Origin of the sequence: Streptomyces sp. SAT1 (genome assembly GCF_001654495.1) — a bacterium.
Taxonomy (GTDB): Bacteria; Actinomycetota; Actinomycetes; order Streptomycetales; family Streptomycetaceae; genus Streptomyces; species Streptomyces andamanensis.
The window spans coordinates 4,044,615-4,063,504 of record NZ_CP015849.1 but is presented as its reverse complement, the minus strand read 5'-3'; the positions used below and the strand labels follow the sequence as shown (position 1 = coordinate 4,063,504).

The following is an 18,890-nucleotide window of genomic DNA, read 5'->3' as shown; positions in this document are numbered from 1 at the left end:
GGGAGGGCGCCATGCGCGGGCGGCGCGACCTGACGGGCGCACGCGCGGGCGGCCCGGCCGGCTTGGGTGCCCGGTCCCGTCGGCGCGCGGGGTGTGCGCCCGGCCGGGCGCTGGGCCGGGCGCGGGCGGTCCGTCCAGGCGGTCTGGCCCAGGGGGCGGGTCCGGCCGGGGAATCCACCATGCGCGGGCGGCGCGACCGATCCGGTGCACGCGCGGGCGCATCCGACCGTGCATTCGGCCAGCGCCGGTGGTCGGAGCGGCCCGGCCGGGGGGGGTGGCCCGCCCAGGGGCCGTCCGGCGGGAGGTCCGACCGCAGCGGCGGACACGGCCTGGGGGCAATCCATCCCAGGTGAATCCACCATGCGCGGGCGGCTCGACCCGACGGCGCACGCGCGGGCGCATCCGACCGGCTCGGCTGCCCGGTCCTGTCGATGCATGAACGGCGCGCCCGGCCGGGCATTCGGCCGACCCGGCGGTCCGTCCAGGCGGTCTGGCCCGTCTGGCCCAGGGGGGCGGGTCCGGCCGCAGGGGCAGTCCGGCCGGAGAATCCGCCATGCGCGGGCGGCGCGACCGAACGGGCGCACGCGCGGGCGCATCCGACCGCGCGTTCGGCCGGCGCCGGTGGTCGAGCGGCCCCAGTCAGCGGGCCCGGCCACAGGCGTCGGTACGGCCGGGGATCCGCCGTGCTCGGGCGGCGCGGCGCGGCGGGGCGTACGCGCGGGCGCGTCCGGCCGCGTACCTGCCGGCTCGGCCGACCCGCGCATCCGGCCGGCTCGGCCGCCCGGTCCGGTCGGCACGCGGTCCGGGGCGGCCGGGCGGCGCGGTCCGGCCCGGCCCGGCCACCGGGAACGGCCGCCGGGACGCGGTCCGGCCGGTGAGGGCCCGGCTCGCCGTACGCGTGTGGTGGCGCGCGTACGGCGCGGCGTCACGCGGGCGCGTGCCTCAGAGCCGGGACACGTTCCGCTCGTAGACGAGCCGCAGGCCGATCAGGGTGAGCCAGGGCTCGTGCTCGTCGATCACGGAGGACTCGCCGAGCACCATGGGGGCCAGCCCGCCGGTCGCGATCACGGTGACCTCGTCCGGGTCGTCGGCCAGTTCGCGGGCCATGCGGCCCACGACGCCGTCCACCTGCCCGGCGAACCCGTAGACGATGCCCGCCTGCATCGCCTCGACCGTGTTCTTGCCGATCACGCTGCGCGGCCGGGCCACCTCGATCTTGCGCAGCTGGGCGCCCTTGACGCCGAGGGCGTCCACGGAGATCTCGATGCCGGGGGCGATGACGCCGCCGATGTACTCCCCGCGCGCGGAGACCGCGTCGAACGTCGTCGCCGTGCCGAAGTCGACGACGATGGCCGGGCCGCCGTACAGGTCGACCGCCGCGACCGCGTTGATGATGCGGTCCGCGCCGACCTCCTTGGGGTTGTCGGTCAGGATCGGCACACCGGTCTTGACGCCCGGTTCGACCAGGACGGCCGGGACGTCGCCGTAGTAGCGGCGCGTCACCTCCCGCAGCTCGTGCAGCACCGAGGGGACGGTCGCGCAGATCGCGATGCCGTCGATGCCGTCGCCCAGCTCGTCGCCGAGCAGGGGGTGCATGCCCATCAGGCCCTGGAGCAGGACGGCCAGTTCGTCGGCGGTGCGGCGGGCGTCCGTGGAGATGCGCCAGTGCTCGACGATGTCCTCGCCGTCGAACAGGCCGAGGACCGTGTGCGTGTTGCCCACGTCGATGGTCAGGAGCATGCCTGCTCCGCTTCCGGCGCGCGCAGGTCCAGGCCGATGTCCAGGATCGGCGAGGAGTGGGTGAGGGCGCCGACCGCCAGGAAGTCGACGCCGGTCTCCGCGTAGGCGCGTGCGTTGTCCAGGGTGAGCCGGCCGGAGGCCTCCAGCAGCGCGCGGCCGTCGACGATGGCCACGGCCTCCTCGCACTCGCCGGGCGTGAAGTTGTCCAGCAGGATCAGATCGGCGCCCGCGTCCACCACCTCGCGCAGCTGGTGCAGGGTGTCGACCTCGACCTCGACGGGCACGTCCGGGAAGGCTCCCCGGACGGCCTCGAAGGCCGCCGCGACGCCGCCGGCGGCGACCACGTGGTTGTCCTTGACCAGGGCCGCGTCCGAGAGGGACATGCGGTGGTTGACGCCGCCGCCGGCCCGGACGGCGAACTTCTCCAGGGACCTGAGGCCCGGCGTCGTCTTGCGGGTGTCGCGCACCTTGGCCCGGGTGCCGTCCAGGGCGTCCGCCCACGCGCGCGTGGCGGTCGCGATGCCGGACAGGCGGCACAGCAGGTTCAGCGCGCTGCGCTCGGCGGTCAGCAGGTCGCGCGTGCGCGTGGTGACCGACAGCAGCTTCTGCCCGGCCTCGACGCGGTCGCCGTCCTCGACGTGCCGCTCGACCTCGAACTCGTCCGTGCAGACCACCGAGAGCACCGCCTCGGCGACGCGCAGGCCCGCCACCACACCGGCCTCGCGGGCGGTGAAGTCGCCGGTTGCCACGGCCTCCTCGGGGATGGTCGCGACCGTCGTCACGTCCACGCCGTGGGCCAGGTCCTCCTGCACGGCGACATTGGCGATGTCCTCGACCTCCAGGGGGTCGAGTCCGGCACCGGCCAGCAGTTCGGCGAGCGCCGGGTCGAGCCCGCACTCGTCGTAGCCGTCGTGGTCCTCGTCGGTGTCCGCGCCGCAGGCACAGCCGTCGCCGCAGCCGCCGCTCGGGGCGAGGGGAAGGTCTTCGGTGCTCACTTGTTCACTGCTCCTGGGGACGGCGGGGCCCGGTGGCCCCGGGGCGGGTCGGGGGGAAGTCTGCGGTGTCCGTGGTGTGCACGACCGGCGAACGGTCCGGGTTCAGCCGTACGACGATGTGGCGCCGCCAGCGGGCGTCGTCGCGCTCGGCGTGGTCCTCGCGCCAGTGGCAGCCCCGGGTCTCCTCGCGCAGCCCGGCGGCGGCCACCAGGGCGCGGGCCACGCACAGGAGGTTGGTGGCCTCCCAGGTGTCGATGCCGGGCTCGGCGGTCTTGCCGTTCTCGTCGAGGGCGGCGCGGGCCTCGGCGTGCAGCGCGTCCAGCCGGTCGGCGGCCGTGGCCAGGGAGGCGGCGGAGCGCAGCACACCGGCGCCCTCGGTCATGATCCGCTGGATCGCGAACCGGGCCTCGGGGGCCAGCAGCGGGTGCGCGGGCTGCCCGGGGTGCGGGACGAGTTCGGGCACGCGCGCGTGCAGAGCGCCCTTGGACCGCTCGCGGGCGATGTCGGCGGCGATCCGCTCGGCGTAGACCAGCCCCTCCAGGAGGGAGTTGGAGGCGAGCCGGTTGGCGCCGTGCACGCCGGTGCAGGCGACCTCCCCGCACGCGTACAGGCCGGGCACGGTGGTCCGGCCGCGGGAGTCGGTGCGTACGCCCCCGGAGGCGTAGTGGGCGGCCGGGGCGACGGGGACGGGTTCGGTGACCGGGTCGATGCCGTGGGCCCGGCAGGCGGCCAGGATCGTCGGGAAGCGCCGCTCCCACATGGCGGCACCGAAGTGCCGGGCGTCGAGGAACATGTGCTCGGTGCCCAGCTCCTGCATCCGGCGCGTGATGCCCTTGGCGACGATGTCCCGGGGCGCCAGCTCGGCCAGCTCGTGCTGTCCCAGCATGAAGCGCACGCCGTCGGCGTCGACCAGGTGGGCGCCCTCACCGCGGACCGCCTCGGAGACCAGCGGCTGCTGGCCCTCGGCGTCCGCGCCGAGGAAGAGCACCGTCGGGTGGAACTGCACGAACTCCAGGTCGGAGACCTCCGCGCCGGCGCGCAGGGCGAGGGCCACGCCGTCTCCGGTGGACACGGCCGGGTTGGTGGTCGCGGAGAACACCTGGCCCATGCCGCCGGTGGCCAGGACCACGGCGGGCGCGTGCACGGCGCCCACGCCGTCGTGCTGGCCCTCGCCCATCACATGCAGGGTGACGCCCGCGCTGCGGCCCTCGGAGTCGGTGAGCAGGTCCAGGACGAGGGCGTTCTCCACGGTGCGGATCCCGCGCGCGCGGACCGCCTCGACCAGCGCCCGGGACACCTCGGCGCCGGTGGCGTCGCCGCCCGCGTGGACGATGCGGCGGCGGTGGTGGCCGCCCTCGCGGGTGAGCTGGATGCCGCCCGCGTCGTCGGTGTCGAAGCGGGCCCCGGTGGACATGAGCCGCCGGACCGCGTCGGGGCCCTCGGTGACGAGGATCCGTACGGCCTCCTCGTCGCACAGGCCGGCCCCGGCGACCAGGGTGTCGTCCAGGTGCTGTCCGGGGGTGTCGCCCTCGCCGAGGGCCGCGGCGATGCCGCCCTGGGCCCAGCGGGTGGACCCGTCGTCCAGGCGGGCCTTGGTGACGACCACCGTGGTCAGTCCGGCGGCCTCGCAGCGCAGGGCGGCGGTGAGCCCGGCGATGCCGGAGCCGACGACCACGACGTCCGCGGCGACGGACCACCCGGGCGCGGGCGCGGGCAGACGTATGGCGGTGCTGGTCACGAGGCGGCTCCAAGGGTTGCCGGGTCCCCGGGGGCGCCGAAGGCCAGGGGGATGTTGTCGATCAGCCGGGTCGCCCCGACCCGGGCGGCGACGGCGAGGACGGCCTCGCCGGTGAAGCCGTCGCCGATCTCGGTGAAGTCGGCCGGGTCGACCAGGGCCAGGTAGTCCAGTTCGAGCGGCGGGTCGAGGCGGGCGGCCTCGTCGAGGACCAGCCGGGCCGCCGCGCGGACGGCGTCGGGCGCGCCGGGTGCCGCCTTGGCGACGGCGGCGGCGTCGGCCGCGGCACGGGACTCGCCCAGCGCGCTCAGCGCGTCGGCACGCGCGCGCGTGGAGGGCACTTCGCGGGCGCGGGCGCGCAGCGCCTCCTGGGCGGCGTGCCGGTCGCGGCCGGCGAACAGGGCCTGGGAGAGCGCGAGGGCGGTGCGCCGCTCCTGCGGGGAGAGGTAGCGGTTGCGGCTGGACAGGGCCAGTCCGTCGTCCTCGCGGACGGTGGGGACGGCGGTGATCTCCACGCCGAAGTTCAGGTCGCGCACCATGCGGCGGATCAGCGCGAGCTGCTGGGCGTCCTTCTGCCCGAACAGGGCGACGTCCGGGCGGGTGAGGTGCAGCAGCTTGGCGACGACGGTGAGCATGCCGTCGAAGTGCCCGGGGCGCGAGGCGCCCTCCAGGCGCCCGCCCATGGGCCCGGCGGTGACGCGCACCTGCGGCTCGCCGCCGGGGTAGACCTCGTCGACGGAGGGCGCGAGGACGACGTCGGCACCCGCCTGCTCGGCGAGCTTGACGTCCGCCTCCAGGGTGCGCGGGTAGCGGTCCAGGTCCTCGCCCGCGCCGAACTGGAGCGGGTTGACGAACACGGTGACGACGACCTCGCCGCCGTCGCCCGCGCTCCTGCGCGCGGCGCGGATCAGGGCGGCGTGCCCGTCGTGCAGGGCGCCCATGGTCATCACGACGGCGCGGCGGCCGGTGCGCACGCGCGCGTGCAGCTCGTCGGCGGTGCGCAGCAGGGCTGTGGTCATCGGGCGTCTCCGTTCCCGGGCGCCGGGGTCACCGGGCGGCCCTCCTCCGCGGCGGTCCGCGCCGTCCGGTTCGCCGAGTGCCCCGCGCGGGTCATCGGGCATCACCCTCGTCCTCACCGGCGCCGGTGGGGCCGGGGCCGGGGCCCGCGGTCCCTTCGGCCAGGACGCCGAGCAGGTCCTCGGCTAGCTCCGGCTTGAGCAGCCCGTGGGCGAGGGCGCGGTCGGCGGTGGCGCGGGCCATCGCCAGATAGCCCGCGACGGTCTGCGGGGCGTGCCGGCGCAACTCGCCGACGTGTGCGGCGACCGTGCCCGCGTCCCCGCGCGCGACCGGGCCGGTGAGGGCCGCGTCGCCGGAGCGCAGGGCGTTGTCCAGGGCGGCGCCGAGCAGCGGGCCGAGCATCCGGTCGGGGGCGGCCACACCGGCCGCGCGCAGCAGCTCCATGGACTGCGCGACCAGCGTCACCAGATGGTTGGCGCCCAGGGCGAGGGCCGCGTGGTAGAGCGGGCGCATCTCCTCGGCGATCCACTCCGGTTCGCCGCCCATCTCGATGACCAGGGCCTCGGCGGCCATCCGCAGTTCCTCGGGGGCCGTGACGCCGAACGAGCACCCGGCCAGCCGCTGCACGTCCACGGGGGTGCCGGTGAAGGTCATCGCCGGGTGCAGGGCCAGCGGCAGCGCGCCCGCGCGCCGGGCGGGGTCAAGCACCCGCGTGCCGTACCGCCCCGAGGTGTGCACGAGGAGGTGGCCGGGGCGTACGGCGCCGGTCTCGGCGAGGCCCGCGACGAGGGCGGGCAGGGCGTCGTCGGGGACGGTCAGGAGCACCAGGTCGGCGCGCTGGAGGACCTCGGCGGGCGGCACCAGGGGGACGCCGGGCAGCAGGTGCCCGGCCCGCCGCCTGGAGGCGTCGGAGACGCCCGAGGCGGCCACCGGACGGTGGCCCGCGAGCTGGAGGGACGCGGCGAGCGCGGGACCCACCCGGCCGGCGCCGACGACACCGACGGTGAGCCGCGCGGGGCGGTCCCTGGGGTCTGGCTGTTGGCTTGTACTCACGCGGCAGTGGCCTTCCCGTTCCAGTCCGCTCCGGGTACCGGACGATTTCTCGTCATGTTAACGCTATCCGTCCGGGAGGCGTCCGTTCGTCCACAGGCTGTGGGTCACACCACGGCCCGCGGCGCACCCGCGCGGCCGGCGGTGAAATCCGGGTGCCCCGTGCGAGCGGCGCGGGGGATGATCCACGGCATGGACGACACGGCGGACCAGGACCAGCACCACGGCCGGGCGGACGGCACGGGCCGGACAGATCATCAGGAGAACCCGGCCGAGAACCCGGCCGCGGCCGAGGAGCGGCGCACGCGGTTGCGCGAAAGGCGCCTCGCCGCGTACCGGAGCGCGGAGCGCGTCCTGTCGCGCCCCGCGTATCTCGGCACGCTCCGGGAGCGGCTGGCGGACCTGGAGCAGGCACGGGACGTCCACGACCTCGACGAGACGTCGGACATGTACGGCAGCGGTGTCGTCGAGGCACTGGAGGAGCGGACCGCGGCCCTGCTCGGCAAGGAGGCCGCCGCCTTCTTCCCGACCGGCACGATGGCCCAGCAGGTCGCCCTGCGCTGCTGGGCGGCCCGCACCGGCGACCGGGCCGTGGCCCTGCACGCCCTGGCCCACCCCGAGGTCCACGAACGCCATGCGTTCAGCCAGGTCAGCGGCCTGCGCCCGGTCCGGGTGACGAGCGAGCCCCGGCAGCCGACCGCCGACGAGGTGCGCGACCTGGACGAGTCCTTCGGGACGTTGATGCTGGAGCTGCCCCTGCGGGACGCCGGTTTCCTCCTGCCCACCTGGCAGGAGCTGACGGACGTCGTCGCCGCGGCCCGCGAGCGGGACGCCGTGGTGCACTTCGACGGCGCGCGCCTGTGGGAGGCCACCGAGCACTTCGGGCGGCCGCTGGCGGAGATCGCGGACCTGGCCGACAGCGTGTACGTGTCGCTCTACAAGTCCCTGGAGGGCTTCGGCGGCGCGGTGCTCGCCGGGCCGGCCGAGCTGGTGGCCGAGGCGAGGACCTGGCGGCACCGGTACGGCGGCACGGTCTTCCAGCAGTTCCCGACCGCGCTGTCGGCGCTGGCCGGGCTCGACCGGGAGCTGCCCCGCCTGCCCTCGTACGTGCGGCACGCGCGCGTGGTGGCCGCCGCGCTGCGCGAGGGCTTCGCGGCGGCCGGGCTGCCCTGGTTCCGCGTGCACCCCGAGGTGCCGCACACCCATGAGTTCCAGGTCTGGCTGCCGTACGACGCGGACGTGCTCGCCGAGGCGGCGGTGCTCCAGGGGGAGGCGACGCGGACCCTGCTGTTCGCCCGCCCCTGGGACCGCGGCGGCCCCGGGCTCGCCTTCACCGAGGTCACCGTGCGGGCCGAGGGCCTGGAGTGGACGGCGGACGACGTGCGGTCGGCGGTCGCCGGCTTCGCCGCGTGCCTCGCGGAGGCGTGCGCCCGGACCTGACCCGGCGCACCCACGAGGTCGGCGCGGTGCGGCGACGGCCGCGGTCCGGTGGGACTCAGCACCCCGTGGGACGCGGCCGCCGGGCCTGCCGGTGCCGCCACCGGTCCAGGGCCAGGCGCAGCCGCCCGTGCGCCGGGCGGCCCGCGAGCACCGCGCCGAAGCGCCGCCGCTCCCGCAGCTCGCGCACCACCTGCCAGTCGTTGAGGCCCGGCGCGGGGGGTTCCGGCTCGCCGTGGCGGCGGGCGCGGTGGACGTCGAGGAAGTACTGCTCGGTGAGGCTCATGGCCGTATCGCCTTCTCGGGACGGGTGGATGGAAGAGGCTCCGCGGCTGCCCCGGTGCCTCCACCCTGCGCCGCCGCCCGGCCGAAGTCCCGCCGATTGACGGCGGCCGTCAATCGGGCTCCGCGTTGTCAGTGGGCGCGTGCACCATGGGGGCATGAGCGTGCGCATCGACATCACGGGGCTGCGGCCGGAGGGGATCGCCGTCGTGCCCTCTCCCCTGGCCGAGCTGGGCATGGCGCTGCACGCGCTGTCCGAGCCGGCGCACCACCCGGGCCTCCAGGGCTGGGTCACGGGCGTCACCGCCCGGCTCGACCCGCATCTGGCCGACCGGATGTGCGAGGCGGACTTCCTGTGGCGTACGACGTTCTCCGACCTCTTCCTGCCCTTCGCCGGCCTGCCCGGCGCGAGCGGACTGCCGGGGCAGACGCTCGCCGAGGAGCTGGACCTGCTGGACAAGCTGTCCGACGAGCAGTTCGTGGACGCGGCCCTGGAGTTCACCTGCGCCCTGCCCTACAGCGAGCCGGGCCCCGGCCCGCTGGGCGATGCGCGGCTGCGCCGCCGCGCGCTGGAGCTGGCCGCCGCGCGCGGGCCGCAGCAGGTGCTCTTCAGTGAGCGGCTGCTGGCCGACCCGCCCCACATCAGGCGCTGGCTGCGGCAGTTCCTCCAGGACTGTGACGAGGCGTTCTTCGCGGAGACCTGGTCCCGGCTACGCCACCAGCTCGCGGCGGACGCCCGGCACAAGACGGAGCTGCTGCGCCGCCGGGGCCTGGCCGACGCGCTGACCGCGGTGTCCCCGGCGGTCGCGCTGGACGAGGCCGCGGGCCGGATCACGGTCGACAAGCTGGGCGACGGGCGGACGGCCACGGCGGACGGCGGCCTGCTGCTCGTCCCGACGAGCCTGGGCTGGCCGCATCTGATGGTGCTGCACCGCCACGCCTGGCAGCCGGTGCTGCACTACCCGGTCGGCTCGCCCGAGCCGGCCTCGCCGCCCTCGGTGGAGCAGCTGACGCTGCGGATGTCCGCGCTGTCCCACCCGGTGCGGATGCGGCTGTGCCGCAGCCTGGCCCGCAGCGCGTTCACCACCAGCGAGCTGACCCAGGCGCACGGCATGACCGCCCCGGAGATATCCCGGCATCTGAGCGTGCTGAAGAAGGCCGGCCTGGTCACCACCCGGCGCCGCGGCCGGTACGTCTACCACCAGCTGGACGTGACGATGGTGGCCCGGCTGGGCAGCGACTTCCTGGAGGGGATCCTGCGCTGACCGGCGCACCCGGGGGCCTCGGGCGCGTCCGCGGCCGCCGGGCGGAGCGCATCTCAGCCGTGGCCGCCCGCGCGGACGAGCCCCGTCTCATAGGCCAGGACGACCACCTGCACGCGGTCGCGCAGGCCCAGCTTGGTGAGGATGCGGCCCACATGGGTCTTCACGGTCGCCTCGGACAGCACCAGCCGGGCGGCGATCTCGCCGTTGGACAGGCCCTGCGCGACCAGGATCATGACCTCGCGCTCCCGCTCGGTGAGCCGCTGGAGCTCCTTGTGCCGGGGCTCCTGGCCGCCGGAGGGCAGCATCGGCGCGAACCGGTCGAGCAGGCGCCGGGTGGTGGAGGGCGCGACGACCGCGTCGCCGCTGTGCACCGCGCGGATCGCGGCGAGCAGGTCGCCGGGCGGCACATCCTTGAGCATGAACCCGGAGGCGCCCGCCTTGAGCCCGGAGAAGGCGTACTCGTCCAGGTCGAAGGTGGTCAGGATCAGCACCTTGGGCGGGTTCGGCTCCGCGCAGACACGGCGGGTGGTCTCCACCCCGTCCAGCTTCGGCATCCGGACGTCCATCAGCACCACGTCGACGGCGGTGGCCCGCAGCACCTGGAGGGCCTCGACGCCGTCACCCGCCTCCGCGACGACCTCCATGTCCGGCTGGGCGGCCAGCACCATCCGGAATCCGGTGCGCAGCAGCACCTGGTCGTCGACGAGCATCACGCGGATCGTCATCGGGGTTCCTCTTCGTCCTAGGAGCGTCATACGGGCGGCACAGCGGCGCGAGCGAGCGGGCAGCGGGCGCGGCCGGTCAGGCGGTGCGCCGGGCGCAACGGCGTGACAGGTGTCACCGGCCGTGCGCGTCGGCTTCAGTGCGCCGGTTTGAGCGGCAGCAGCGCACTGATACGGAAGCCTCCACCGGGGCGCGGTCCCGCGTCCAGCGTGCCGCCGACCATACCGACGCGCTCGCGCATCCCGATCAGGCCGTGCCCCTGCCCGTCGGCGCCGCCCTCCTCGTACAGCTCGTGCGGGGCGCCCTTGCCGTCGTCCTCGACCAGCAGGCCCAGACCGTCGTCGAAGTACACCAGGCGCACGCTCGCGCCCGCGTTCGGTCCGCCGTGCTTGCGGGTGTTGGTGAGCGCCTCCTGCACGATCCGGTACGCGGTCAGCTCGACGCCGCTGGGCAGCGGACGCGGTGTCCCCTCGACCCGGAAGTCGACCGGCAGCCCGGAGCCCCGGCACTGCTCGACCAGGTCCTCGATCTGCTCGGCGTTGGGCTGCGGCACGTACTCGCCGCCCTCCTGGTGCTCGCCGGTGCGCAGCACGCCCAGCAGGCGGCGCATCTCGGCGAGGGCCTGGCGGCCGGTGGAGGAGATCGTCTCCAGGGCCTTCTTGGCCTGGTCGGGCGCGGCGTCCAGCACGTAGGCGGCGCCGTCGGCCTGCACCACCATCACCGACACGTTGTGCGCGACCACGTCGTGCAGCTCGCGGGCGATGCGGGCGCGCTCGGCGGCGACCGCGACCTTGGCCTGCGCCTCGCGCTCCTTCTCCAGCCGGGCGGCCCGCTCCTCCAGCTGCGCGAAGTAGGCGCGGCGGGTGCGCATGGAGTCGCCGAGCACCCAGGCCAGGGCGAACGGCACGGTCGTGAAGATGGCTATCGCCACATTCCCGGCGACGCTGGAGTTCTCCTGCGGCCAGCGGATCTGGGCCAGCGTCGCCGCGGACATCCCGCCGGCCAGGGCGAACCGGGAGGCCCAGCGGGCACCGATCGCGGCGACCGTGTAGATGATCACCAGCATGGCGAAGTCGGCGACCGTGGTCTCGATGTCCAGCACCAGCTGGGCCGCGCCCGTCGCCGCCGCCAGCAGCACCATCTTCTCGGGCATCCGGCGGCGCAGCGCGACCACCACGCTCAGCACCACGGACACCGCGAGCGCCGCGGGGAGCGTCCCGTGGTGGCCCGGCGTCCCGTCGACACTCACCGCGCCCAGGCCGGAGAACCCGAGCAGGACGAGGGCCCAGAAGCCGTCGACCCATGCCGGGTGCCTGCGGAGAAAGTCGTAGAGACGCTGCACGTAACCCAGAGTAGGGAAACGTGAGTGGTGCACGGGTCAACCGGAGGGCCGATCCGCACCCCCCGGGCGTACTCCCCAAGGTGGAGGTCGTGATCGCCTGTACGCCTACGCTGGCGAGGTGGCGGACGACACAGCGCGGGAACACCCGCGGGAGAGCGGGCGGGAGAGCGGGCGGGAGTGGCGCACCTGGCGCGCGGCGGCCCGGGACGCCCTGTACGGGCCGGGCGGCTTCTACCGGCGGCCCGAGGGACCGGCCGGGCACTTCCGCACGTCCGTGCACGCCTCGCCGCTCTTCGCGGCCGCCGTGGCACGGTTGCTGTGCCGCCTCGACGAGGTGCTGGAGCGGCCCGGGGTGCTCGGCTTCGTCGACATGGCGGCCGGTCACGGGGAGCTGGCGGCGGGGGTGCTGGCCGCGCTGCCCGCCCCGGTGGCCGCCCGCACCCGGGTGTACGCCGTCGAGGTCGCCGGCCGGCCGCCGGGACTCGATCACCGGATCGAGTGGCTGAGCGCCCCGCCCCGGCACGTCACCGGGCTGCTCTTCGCCAACGAGTGGCTGGACAACGTGCCGGTGGAGGTGGCCGAGACGGACGCGGCGGGTGTGCCCCGGCACGTGCTCGTCCGGCGCGACGGCACGGAACGCCTCGGGGAGCCGGTGGCGGGCGCCGAAGCCGCGTGGCTGACCCGGTGGTGGCCGCTGCCTGCCGAGGAGGGCCTGCGCGCGGAGATCGGCCTGCCCAGGGACACCGCCTGGGCCGAGGCGGTCTCCTGCCTCGACCGGGGTCTGGCGGTCGCCGTGGACTACGCGCACCGCTCGGGCGCCCGGCCGCCGTTCGGCACCCTCACCGGCTTCCGGGACGGACGGGAGACCCGGCCCGTACCGGACGGCACCTGCGATCTCACGGCGCACGTGGCCCTGGACGCCTGCGCCGCGCACGCCGCGCACCTCTCGGGCACCCGCGCCGCGCACGCCCCTGACGCACTCCCCCGCGCACGCCTGCTCACCCAGCGCACCGCACTGCACGCCCTCGGCCTCACCGGCGCACGCCCTCCGCTGGCACTGGCCTCCACGCGCCCCGCGGAGTACGTGCGCGCCCTCGCGAGCGCCGGGGAGGCCGCGGAGCTCACCGCACCCGGCGGACTCGGCGACTTCGACTGGCTGCTCCAGCCGGTGGGCCTCCCCCGGGCACGGGCCGCCCTACTTGTCGATGTCCCCGACCACGAAGAACATTGAGCCCAGGATCGCCACCATGTCGGCCACCAGCGTGCCCGGCAGCAGCTCGGCCAGCGCCTGGATGTTGTTGTACGAGGCGGAGCGCAGCTTCAGCCGGTACGGGGTCTTCTCACCCTTGCTGACCAGGTAGTAGCCGTTGATGCCGAGCGGGTTCTCGGTCCAGGCGTAGGTGTGCCCCTCGGGCGCCTTGAGGACCTTGGGGAGCCGCTGGTTGACCGGTCCCGGCGCCAGGCCGGCCAGCCGGTCCAGACAGGCGTCGGCGAGGTCCAGGGCGTTGTGGGTCTGCTCCAGCAGGCACTCGAAGCGGGCCAGGCAGTCGCCCTCCTGCCGGGTGACCACCTTCAGGACGTCCGCCAGCTCCCCGTACGCCAGATACGGCTCGTCGCGGCGCAGGTCGAGGTCGACGCCCGAGGCGCGCGCGATCGGCCCGCTCACCCCGTAGGCGTGCACGGCGCGCTGCGACAGCGCGCCCACGCCCCGGGTGCGCCCCCGGAAGATCTCGTTGCCGAGCACCAGGTCGTCGAAGACGTCCATGCGCGAGCGCACGGCGGCGACGGCGCCGCGCGCACGCGTGGGCCACCCGGCCGGGATGTCCTCCTTGAGGCCGCCGACCCGGTTGAACATGTAGTGCATCCGGCCGCCGGAGATCTCCTCCATCACGTTCTGGAGGACCTCGCGCTCCCGGAACGCGTAGAAGACCGGTGTGATGCCGCCCAGCTCCAGCGGATAGGAGCCGAGGAACATCAGGTGGTTGAGCACCCGGTTCAGCTCCGCGAGCAGCGTGCGCGTCCACACCGCCCGCTCGGGCACCTCCATGCCGAGCATCCGCTCCACGGCCAGGACCACGCCCAGCTCGTTCGAGAACGCCGACAGCCAGTCGTGGCGGTTGGCCAGCATGATGATCTGCCGGTAGTCCCGCGCCTCGAACAGCTTCTCGGCGCCGCGGTGCATATAGCCGATCACCGGCTCCGCGCTCCTGATGCGCTCGCCGTCCAGCACCAGCTTCAGCCGGAGCACCCCGTGCGTGGACGGGTGCTGGGGACCGATGTTGAGCACCATGTCGGTGCTCTCCGCGGCACCGCCGATCCCGACCGTCGTCTCCGTCGTAGGAGTCATGGCCCCAGTCTCCCCTACGTACGCTTGCCCCATGGAGACGGGGAGTGCGGAGAACGAGCGGGCGGCCGGGGCCGAGCCGGGGTGGACGGCGCTGCCGCCCGGCCTGCTGCGGATGCGCCGCCTGCTGCTCGTGGTGTGGCTGGGGTCGGCGGCGGTGGCTGTGGGCTGGGTGCTCGGCGCGGTGGCGGGGCCGGCCTGGGCGGCGTTCGCGCTGCTGCCGCTCGCGGCGGCGGCCTGGGGCTGGGTGCTGCTGGGGCGCAACTGGCGCTCCTGGCGGTACGCCGAGCGCGCCGACGACCTGCTGATCGTCCGGGGCGTGCTGTGGCACGAGGAGACCGTCGTGCCCTACGGCCGGATGCAGCTGGTCGAGGTCACCTCGGGCCCGGTCGAACGGCACTTCGGGCTGGCCACCGTGCAACTGCACACGGCGGCCGCCGCCACCGACGCGACGATCCCCGGCCTCGACCCGGCCGAGGCCGAACGGCTGCGCGACCGGCTCACCGAGCTGGGCCAGGCCCGATCGGCGGGACTGTGACGGCGCCGGAGGCGGACGCCACCGAGGACGCGGGCGCCGCGGGACGTCCCGCCGCCACGCGGCCCGTGGTCGAGCGGCGGCTGCACCCGGTGACCCCGCTGCGCCGCGCCTGGGCGCCGGTCGCCGTGCTCGCCGGCTGGGCCGTCCACGACCCCGGCCAGGCGCAGCAGCAGCTGACCCGGCTGACCACGGCCTGGCTGCTGGCCGGCCTCGCCGTGCTCCTCCCGGCGGCGGCCCTCTACGGCTTTCTGTCCTGGTGGTTCACGCACTTCGCGGTGACCGACACCGAACTGCGCATCCGCACCGGACTGCTGTTCCGGCGCACCGCGCACATCCGCCTGGAGCGCATCCAGGCCGTCGACGTCACCCGGCCCCTGCTCGGCCGGCTCGCGGGCGTCGCCAAGCTGAAGCTCGACGTCATAGGGACCGACAAGAAGGACGAACTGGCCTTCCTCGGCGAGGACGACGCCCGCGCGCTGCGCGCCGAACTGCTCGCACGCGCCGCCGGCTTCTCCGCCGACACCGCCCAGGAGGTCGGCGAGGCACCCGCGCGGGAGCTCGTCCGCGTCCCCGCGCGCGTGATAGCCGTCTCGCTGCTGCTGATGGGCGCGACCTGGGGCTCGCTCCTCGCCGCCGTCGTCGTGCCGTCCCTGCTGTGGCTGGCCACCCACAGCCTGTGGACGGTCCTGGCCACCGCCCTGCCGCTGCTCGGCGGGGCCGTGACGAGCAGCGTGGGCCGCTTCGTCGCCGCCTACGACTGGACGCTGAGCGAGTCGCCCGACGGGCTGCGCATCGACCGGGGCCTGCTGGACCGCACCCACGAGACCGTGCCGCCGGGACGCGTGCAGACCGTACGGATCGTGGAACCGCTGCTGTGGCGGCGCTGGCGGGCCCCCGGCGCGGGCGGCCCCGGCACCGGCCGCGGCTGGGTCCGCGTGGAGCTGGACGTGGCCGGGTCCTCGAACTCGGTGCTGCTGCCGGTGGCCCCCCGGGAGATCGCCGAGTCGGTGATCTCCCGGGTGCTGCCGGGCGTCGCGGTGCCGGAGACCTCGTCCCTGGCCAGGCCGCCGCGCGGTGCCCGGTGGTGCGCCCCGGTGCGCTGGCGGGGATACGGGGTCGCCGTCACCGGCACGGTGTTCGCCGCCCGGCACGGACTGCTGCGGCGGCGGCTCGCGCTGGTCCCGCACGCCAAGGTGCAGAGCGTACGGCTCACCCAGGGGCCCTGGGAGCGCCTCTGGGGCGTCGCCGACGTCCAGGTGGACACCGGCGCGAACAAGACGGTGACGGCGCGGCTGCGGGGCACCGGTGAGGCGGAGCGGCTGCTGCGGACGCAGGCCGAGCGCTCCCGTACGGGACGGCGGGACGCCCGGCCGGACCGGTGGATGGAGCGGGAGGGGCAGGCGGCCCCGGCCACGGGGCCCTCGGAAGCGGCCGGAGCCGGACAGCCCTGACAGGGCACGGCAGTGGCAAAAGGTAAGGGGCACGGTCCCTTGGACCGTGCCCCTTACCGGTTCACCGCTGCTCGCTTCTCGGCGTGGATCCGCCCTCAGGACGCCGCCGTGCGCAGGTCCAGGACGTCGAGCTGCTCGGTCTCGTCGTGGGCGGTCAGGTCGATGACCTGGTTCGCCGCCTCGGCCCCGGCCGCCGCCCCGGCGGGCTCGTGCCCGGCCCCGGACCTCCCGGCCTCGGACGCGGCCTCGGACGCGGTCTCGGTCTCGGCCTTGTGCAGGGCGAGCGCCTCCGGGCCGACGACGTCGGCCAGGTCCTCGTTCTGGACGGCGTCCAGGGCGGCGGGCGGCGCGCCCTTCTTCGTACCGAAGAAGTCGAACCCGCCCGCGGTCACCTGGCGCCGCGCGGGCGCGGGCGGCACGACGGCCACCGCGGTCGGCACGGCGAAGTGCCCGGCGGGGGGCTGCGGCCTGCCGCCCGGAGCGGCCGCGTCGGCGGCGGCACCGGAGTCGTCGGCACCGGAGTCGTCGGCGCCATCGGCCCGACCGGCGGCGTCGGCGGACTCGGCCTCGGCCTCGGCGGACAGGGCCGTGCCCGTCTCCCCCTCCGGCTCGGCCGCCGCCTCCCGCGCGCGGGCCGTGCCCGCCTCGGCGTCGGCCTCCGGGGCCGCGTCCGCGCGCCCGGCCCGCCCGCCGCGGTCGGCGCCCTCACCCCGGTCGTCACCGCCAGCATCGCCGACAACGTCGTCATCGGCGTCGACGGGACCGGCACCGCCACCGGCGTCAGCCCCGTCACCGGCGTCGCGGTGATCCCGCGCGCCGCGCGCGCCGCGCTCGCCGTCCGCGCCGAGCCGCGCCAGTGCCGCCCCGGCCCGCGCGAACAGCGCGGAGCCCTCGGGGGAGAACACGGCGGGAGCCACGCCCGCCCGCCGCGCCTCGGATTCCTGTGGCTCCCACGGCTCCTGTGCCTGCGCCCGCGCGCGCCCGCCGGACCCGGATCCCTGCGCGGTGGCCGGGACGGCCTGGGCGCTCGGGGCCGCCGGCAGCGCGGGCAGGTCGGTGGCCGCCTCGAGCTCCAGCAGGCGGCGGCCCTCCAGGGCGCTCGCCCGCTCCGTCTCGGCCGTGGCGTAGCGCCGCAGCAGGGCCGCGTGCTCGTTGCGCAGCCGCGCCAGTTCGGACCGCTTGGCCCGCAGCTTCTGCTCCAGTCGGGAGCGCAGTCCGCGCGACTCCTCCAGGTCCGACTCGAGTTCGGCGACGCGTTCCTCGAAGCGCCACTCGTCGCTCGCCCGCGCGCGCGTGAGGTCGGCCACCCGGCGGCCCGCCTGGGTGTCCCAGCGGCGCAGGACGACCGCACCGGCGACCGCCGTCACCGCGGCGGCCGCCGCGAGAGACCGCAGCACCACCGGTGCCGTGAACACCCAGGGCCCCAGGGCGCAGACGACAGAGACGCCGGCGATCGCCGTGGGGGGCAGCAGCCTGTGCAAGGGAGGGGAATGGCGGTGACGTCCACGTGGCATGGCCAGAAACTTACCGCGCGTAGGCGAATCATGGTGGGCCGCCCCGCAAAAAGGCGGCCATACCGAAATCTTCACAGCACATCAGGAGTTCGGACCGGGCATGGGGCGAGTTCGGCCGAACTCCGGGGCATTTCCAAGATCATTTATCGATGCCTCTCCACGGCACCTCGCAAGCACCGTCTCAGCGCTCCGCCAGCCGCGCGCTGACCCACTGGAGGGTCGGCGGGATCTCGCGCCGCCAGGTGTTGAAGTTGTGGCCGCCGCTGTCCAGGATGATCGACGAGACATGGGTCTTCTTCGTCGCCTTGACCGCGTCTATGAACCTGAGCGTCGCCTTGTAGTTGCTCTCGCCCTGCTTGCTGCTGGTGACGAGCAGCGAAGTGTCGGGAGCCGGCTGGTGCTTGATGAACCAGGCCAGGTCGGCGCGATTCTTCAGCTCCTTGTTCCCCTGGAACAGATCACCGGTCGTCGGGTCGATCGGCGCCTTGTAGTAAGGCGACAGACCGGCCCCCGCGCCATACACCTCGGGGTGGTGCATGGCGAGTTTCAGCGCGCAGTATCCGCCCGTGGAATCACCGATGATGCCCCAGCCGCCCGGCTTCTTGCCGACCCGGTAGTGCGCGGACACCGCGTCCGGCAGATCGCGGCCGAAGAAGGTTTCGGTCTGCGGACCGCCCGGGATGTCCACGCACTCGGTGTCGCGCGGCGGCGCGACCGTCGGCCGCAGCATCACCAGGATCATCGGCTCCATCCGGCCCTGCTTGGCCAGCTCCTGCGCCGTACGCGGGTAGTTGAGCTTGCTGACGAGCGCCTGGGCGGTGCCCGGGTAGCCGGTGAGGATCACGGACGCGGGGAACGTACGGGTGCGGTACTGCGGCTGGAAGTACTCCGGCGGCAGGTATATGAACGCGGGCGAGGCGATGTGGGACGTACGGCCCACGATGTCGACCTTCTGTATCTGCCCCGTCAGCTGCGGCCGGGATCCGCCTGCCATCTGCACCTGCTGGGTGCCGACCACACGCAGCGGCCCGGTCGCACCGCCCGCCATATGGTCGACGACCACACCCTGGTCCGTCTCCTGGCCGAACAGGTCGGCCCAGCTGGCGTAGAAGCCGAAGGCCTGGTTGGCGGCGAGGCCGACGCAGGCGAAGATCGCCGCCTGGGTGGCCGCCAGGATGCCGATCCGGCCGCTGACCGCCCGCCAGTTGCGCCGTGCCAGCCGTGGCCACAGCCACACCGTGGCGACGAACAGCAGTACGGCGAACAGCACCGCCAGTACCAGCACCTTCTTGCTCGTGAGACCCATGAGCTCTTTCCTGCCTGCATTCCATGCCCGGGTCCCGCCGGCGCCTCGACGGCGCCGGCGGGACCCGGGCTTTCCCTGGCCTTCGACCCGGATTCCGGGTGGGGAGTGAACCTTCCTGCCCCAGACACCGTCCTAGAGGGCGCAATGTCGC

General features: G+C 75.1%; 16 protein-coding genes. 5 read left to right on the top strand and 11 right to left on the bottom strand.

Going from position 1 to position 18,890, the window contains the following annotated elements:
- Nucleotides 1-942 precede the first annotated feature (942 nt).
- The 5 genes from A8713_RS17505 to A8713_RS17485 form a co-directional block, all read right to left on the bottom strand.
- The gene (locus A8713_RS17505) at nt 943-1,740 is read right to left on the bottom strand and encodes a type III pantothenate kinase (RefSeq protein ID WP_018568862.1); all 798 of its coding nucleotides are present in this window, start codon (nt 1,738-1,740) and stop codon (nt 943-945) included.
- On the bottom strand, nt 1,731-2,735 hold the full coding sequence (gene nadC / locus A8713_RS17500; RefSeq protein WP_064534423.1) for a carboxylating nicotinate-nucleotide diphosphorylase: 1,005 nt from the start codon (nt 2,733-2,735) through the stop codon (nt 1,731-1,733). The genes A8713_RS17505 and nadC overlap by 10 nt, the downstream gene beginning before the upstream one ends.
- 4 nt (nt 2,736-2,739) lie before the next feature.
- A complete protein-coding gene (locus A8713_RS17495; protein WP_064534422.1) occupies nt 2,740-4,473 on the bottom strand; it encodes an L-aspartate oxidase in 1,734 nt (577 codons plus the stop codon).
- Nucleotides 4,470-5,489, bottom strand: a complete 1,020-nt coding sequence (gene panC, locus A8713_RS17490; RefSeq protein ID WP_064534421.1) for a pantoate--beta-alanine ligase — start codon at nt 5,487-5,489, stop codon at nt 4,470-4,472. Before panC ends, A8713_RS17495 begins: the two co-directional genes overlap by 4 nt.
- A gap of 91 nt (nt 5,490-5,580) precedes the next feature.
- The gene (locus A8713_RS17485; RefSeq protein WP_064534420.1) at nt 5,581-6,540 is read right to left on the bottom strand and encodes a Rossmann-like and DUF2520 domain-containing protein; all 960 of its coding nucleotides are present in this window, start codon (nt 6,538-6,540) and stop codon (nt 5,581-5,583) included.
- 189 nt (nt 6,541-6,729) lie between these two features.
- Between A8713_RS17485 and A8713_RS17480 the strand changes: the two genes are divergently transcribed.
- Nucleotides 6,730-7,977: a threonine aldolase family protein gene (locus A8713_RS17480; RefSeq protein WP_237305403.1), complete on the top strand. Its 1,248-nt coding sequence runs from the start codon at nt 6,730-6,732 to the stop codon at nt 7,975-7,977.
- A 55-nt stretch (nt 7,978-8,032) separates the two neighbouring features.
- Here A8713_RS17480 and A8713_RS17475 read toward each other — a convergent pair whose 3' ends face one another.
- Entirely contained in the window at nt 8,033-8,260 is a 228-nt protein-coding gene (locus A8713_RS17475) for a hypothetical protein (protein WP_018568868.1), read from the bottom strand.
- Nucleotides 8,261-8,414: 154 nt separating this feature from the next.
- On the opposite strand from A8713_RS17475, the gene A8713_RS17470 reads away from it, so the two are divergent.
- Entirely contained in the window at nt 8,415-9,521 is a 1,107-nt protein-coding gene (locus A8713_RS17470) for a DUF5937 family protein (RefSeq protein WP_064534418.1), read from the top strand.
- 53 nt (nt 9,522-9,574) lie between these two features.
- Here the strand turns inward: A8713_RS17470 and A8713_RS17465 are convergent, their stop codons facing one another.
- A complete protein-coding gene (locus A8713_RS17465; protein ID WP_018568870.1) occupies nt 9,575-10,246 on the bottom strand; it encodes a response regulator in 672 nt (223 codons plus the stop codon).
- Nucleotides 10,247-10,380: 134 nt separating this feature from the next.
- Nucleotides 10,381-11,586 carry a sensor histidine kinase gene (locus A8713_RS17460; RefSeq protein WP_064534417.1) on the bottom strand — a complete coding sequence of 402 codons (1,206 nt, stop codon included), beginning with the start codon at nt 11,584-11,586 and terminating at the stop codon, nt 10,381-10,383.
- A 118-nt stretch (nt 11,587-11,704) separates the two neighbouring features.
- On the opposite strand from A8713_RS17460, the gene A8713_RS17455 reads away from it, so the two are divergent.
- Nucleotides 11,705-12,817 (top strand): SAM-dependent methyltransferase, encoded by a 1,113-nt coding sequence (locus A8713_RS17455; protein ID WP_173860864.1) that lies wholly within the window; start codon nt 11,705-11,707, stop codon nt 12,815-12,817.
- Here A8713_RS17455 and A8713_RS17450 read toward each other — a convergent pair.
- Nucleotides 12,782-13,933, bottom strand: a complete 1,152-nt coding sequence (locus A8713_RS17450; protein WP_064534416.1) for an NADH-quinone oxidoreductase subunit D — start codon at nt 13,931-13,933, stop codon at nt 12,782-12,784. The two genes, A8713_RS17455 and A8713_RS17450, sit on opposite strands and share 36 nt — an antisense overlap.
- A 31-nt stretch (nt 13,934-13,964) precedes the next feature.
- On the opposite strand from A8713_RS17450, the gene A8713_RS17445 reads away from it, so the two are divergent.
- A complete protein-coding gene (locus A8713_RS17445; protein ID WP_064534415.1) occupies nt 13,965-14,468 on the top strand; it encodes a PH domain-containing protein in 504 nt (167 codons plus the stop codon).
- Nucleotides 14,465-15,919, top strand: coding sequence for a PH domain-containing protein (locus tag A8713_RS17440; protein ID WP_064534414.1), 1,455 nt, complete (start codon nt 14,465-14,467; stop codon nt 15,917-15,919). Before A8713_RS17445 ends, A8713_RS17440 begins: the two co-directional genes overlap by 4 nt.
- 95 nt (nt 15,920-16,014) lie before the next feature.
- Here the strand turns inward: A8713_RS17440 and A8713_RS17435 are convergent, their stop codons facing one another.
- The gene (locus A8713_RS17435) at nt 16,015-17,433 is read right to left on the bottom strand and encodes a hypothetical protein (RefSeq protein ID WP_064534413.1); all 1,419 of its coding nucleotides are present in this window, start codon (nt 17,431-17,433) and stop codon (nt 16,015-16,017) included.
- Between the two features lie 181 nt (nt 17,434-17,614).
- The gene (locus A8713_RS17430) at nt 17,615-18,739 is read right to left on the bottom strand and encodes an alpha/beta hydrolase (RefSeq protein WP_064534412.1); all 1,125 of its coding nucleotides are present in this window, start codon (nt 18,737-18,739) and stop codon (nt 17,615-17,617) included.
- Between the last annotated feature and the right edge of the window lie 151 nt (nt 18,740-18,890).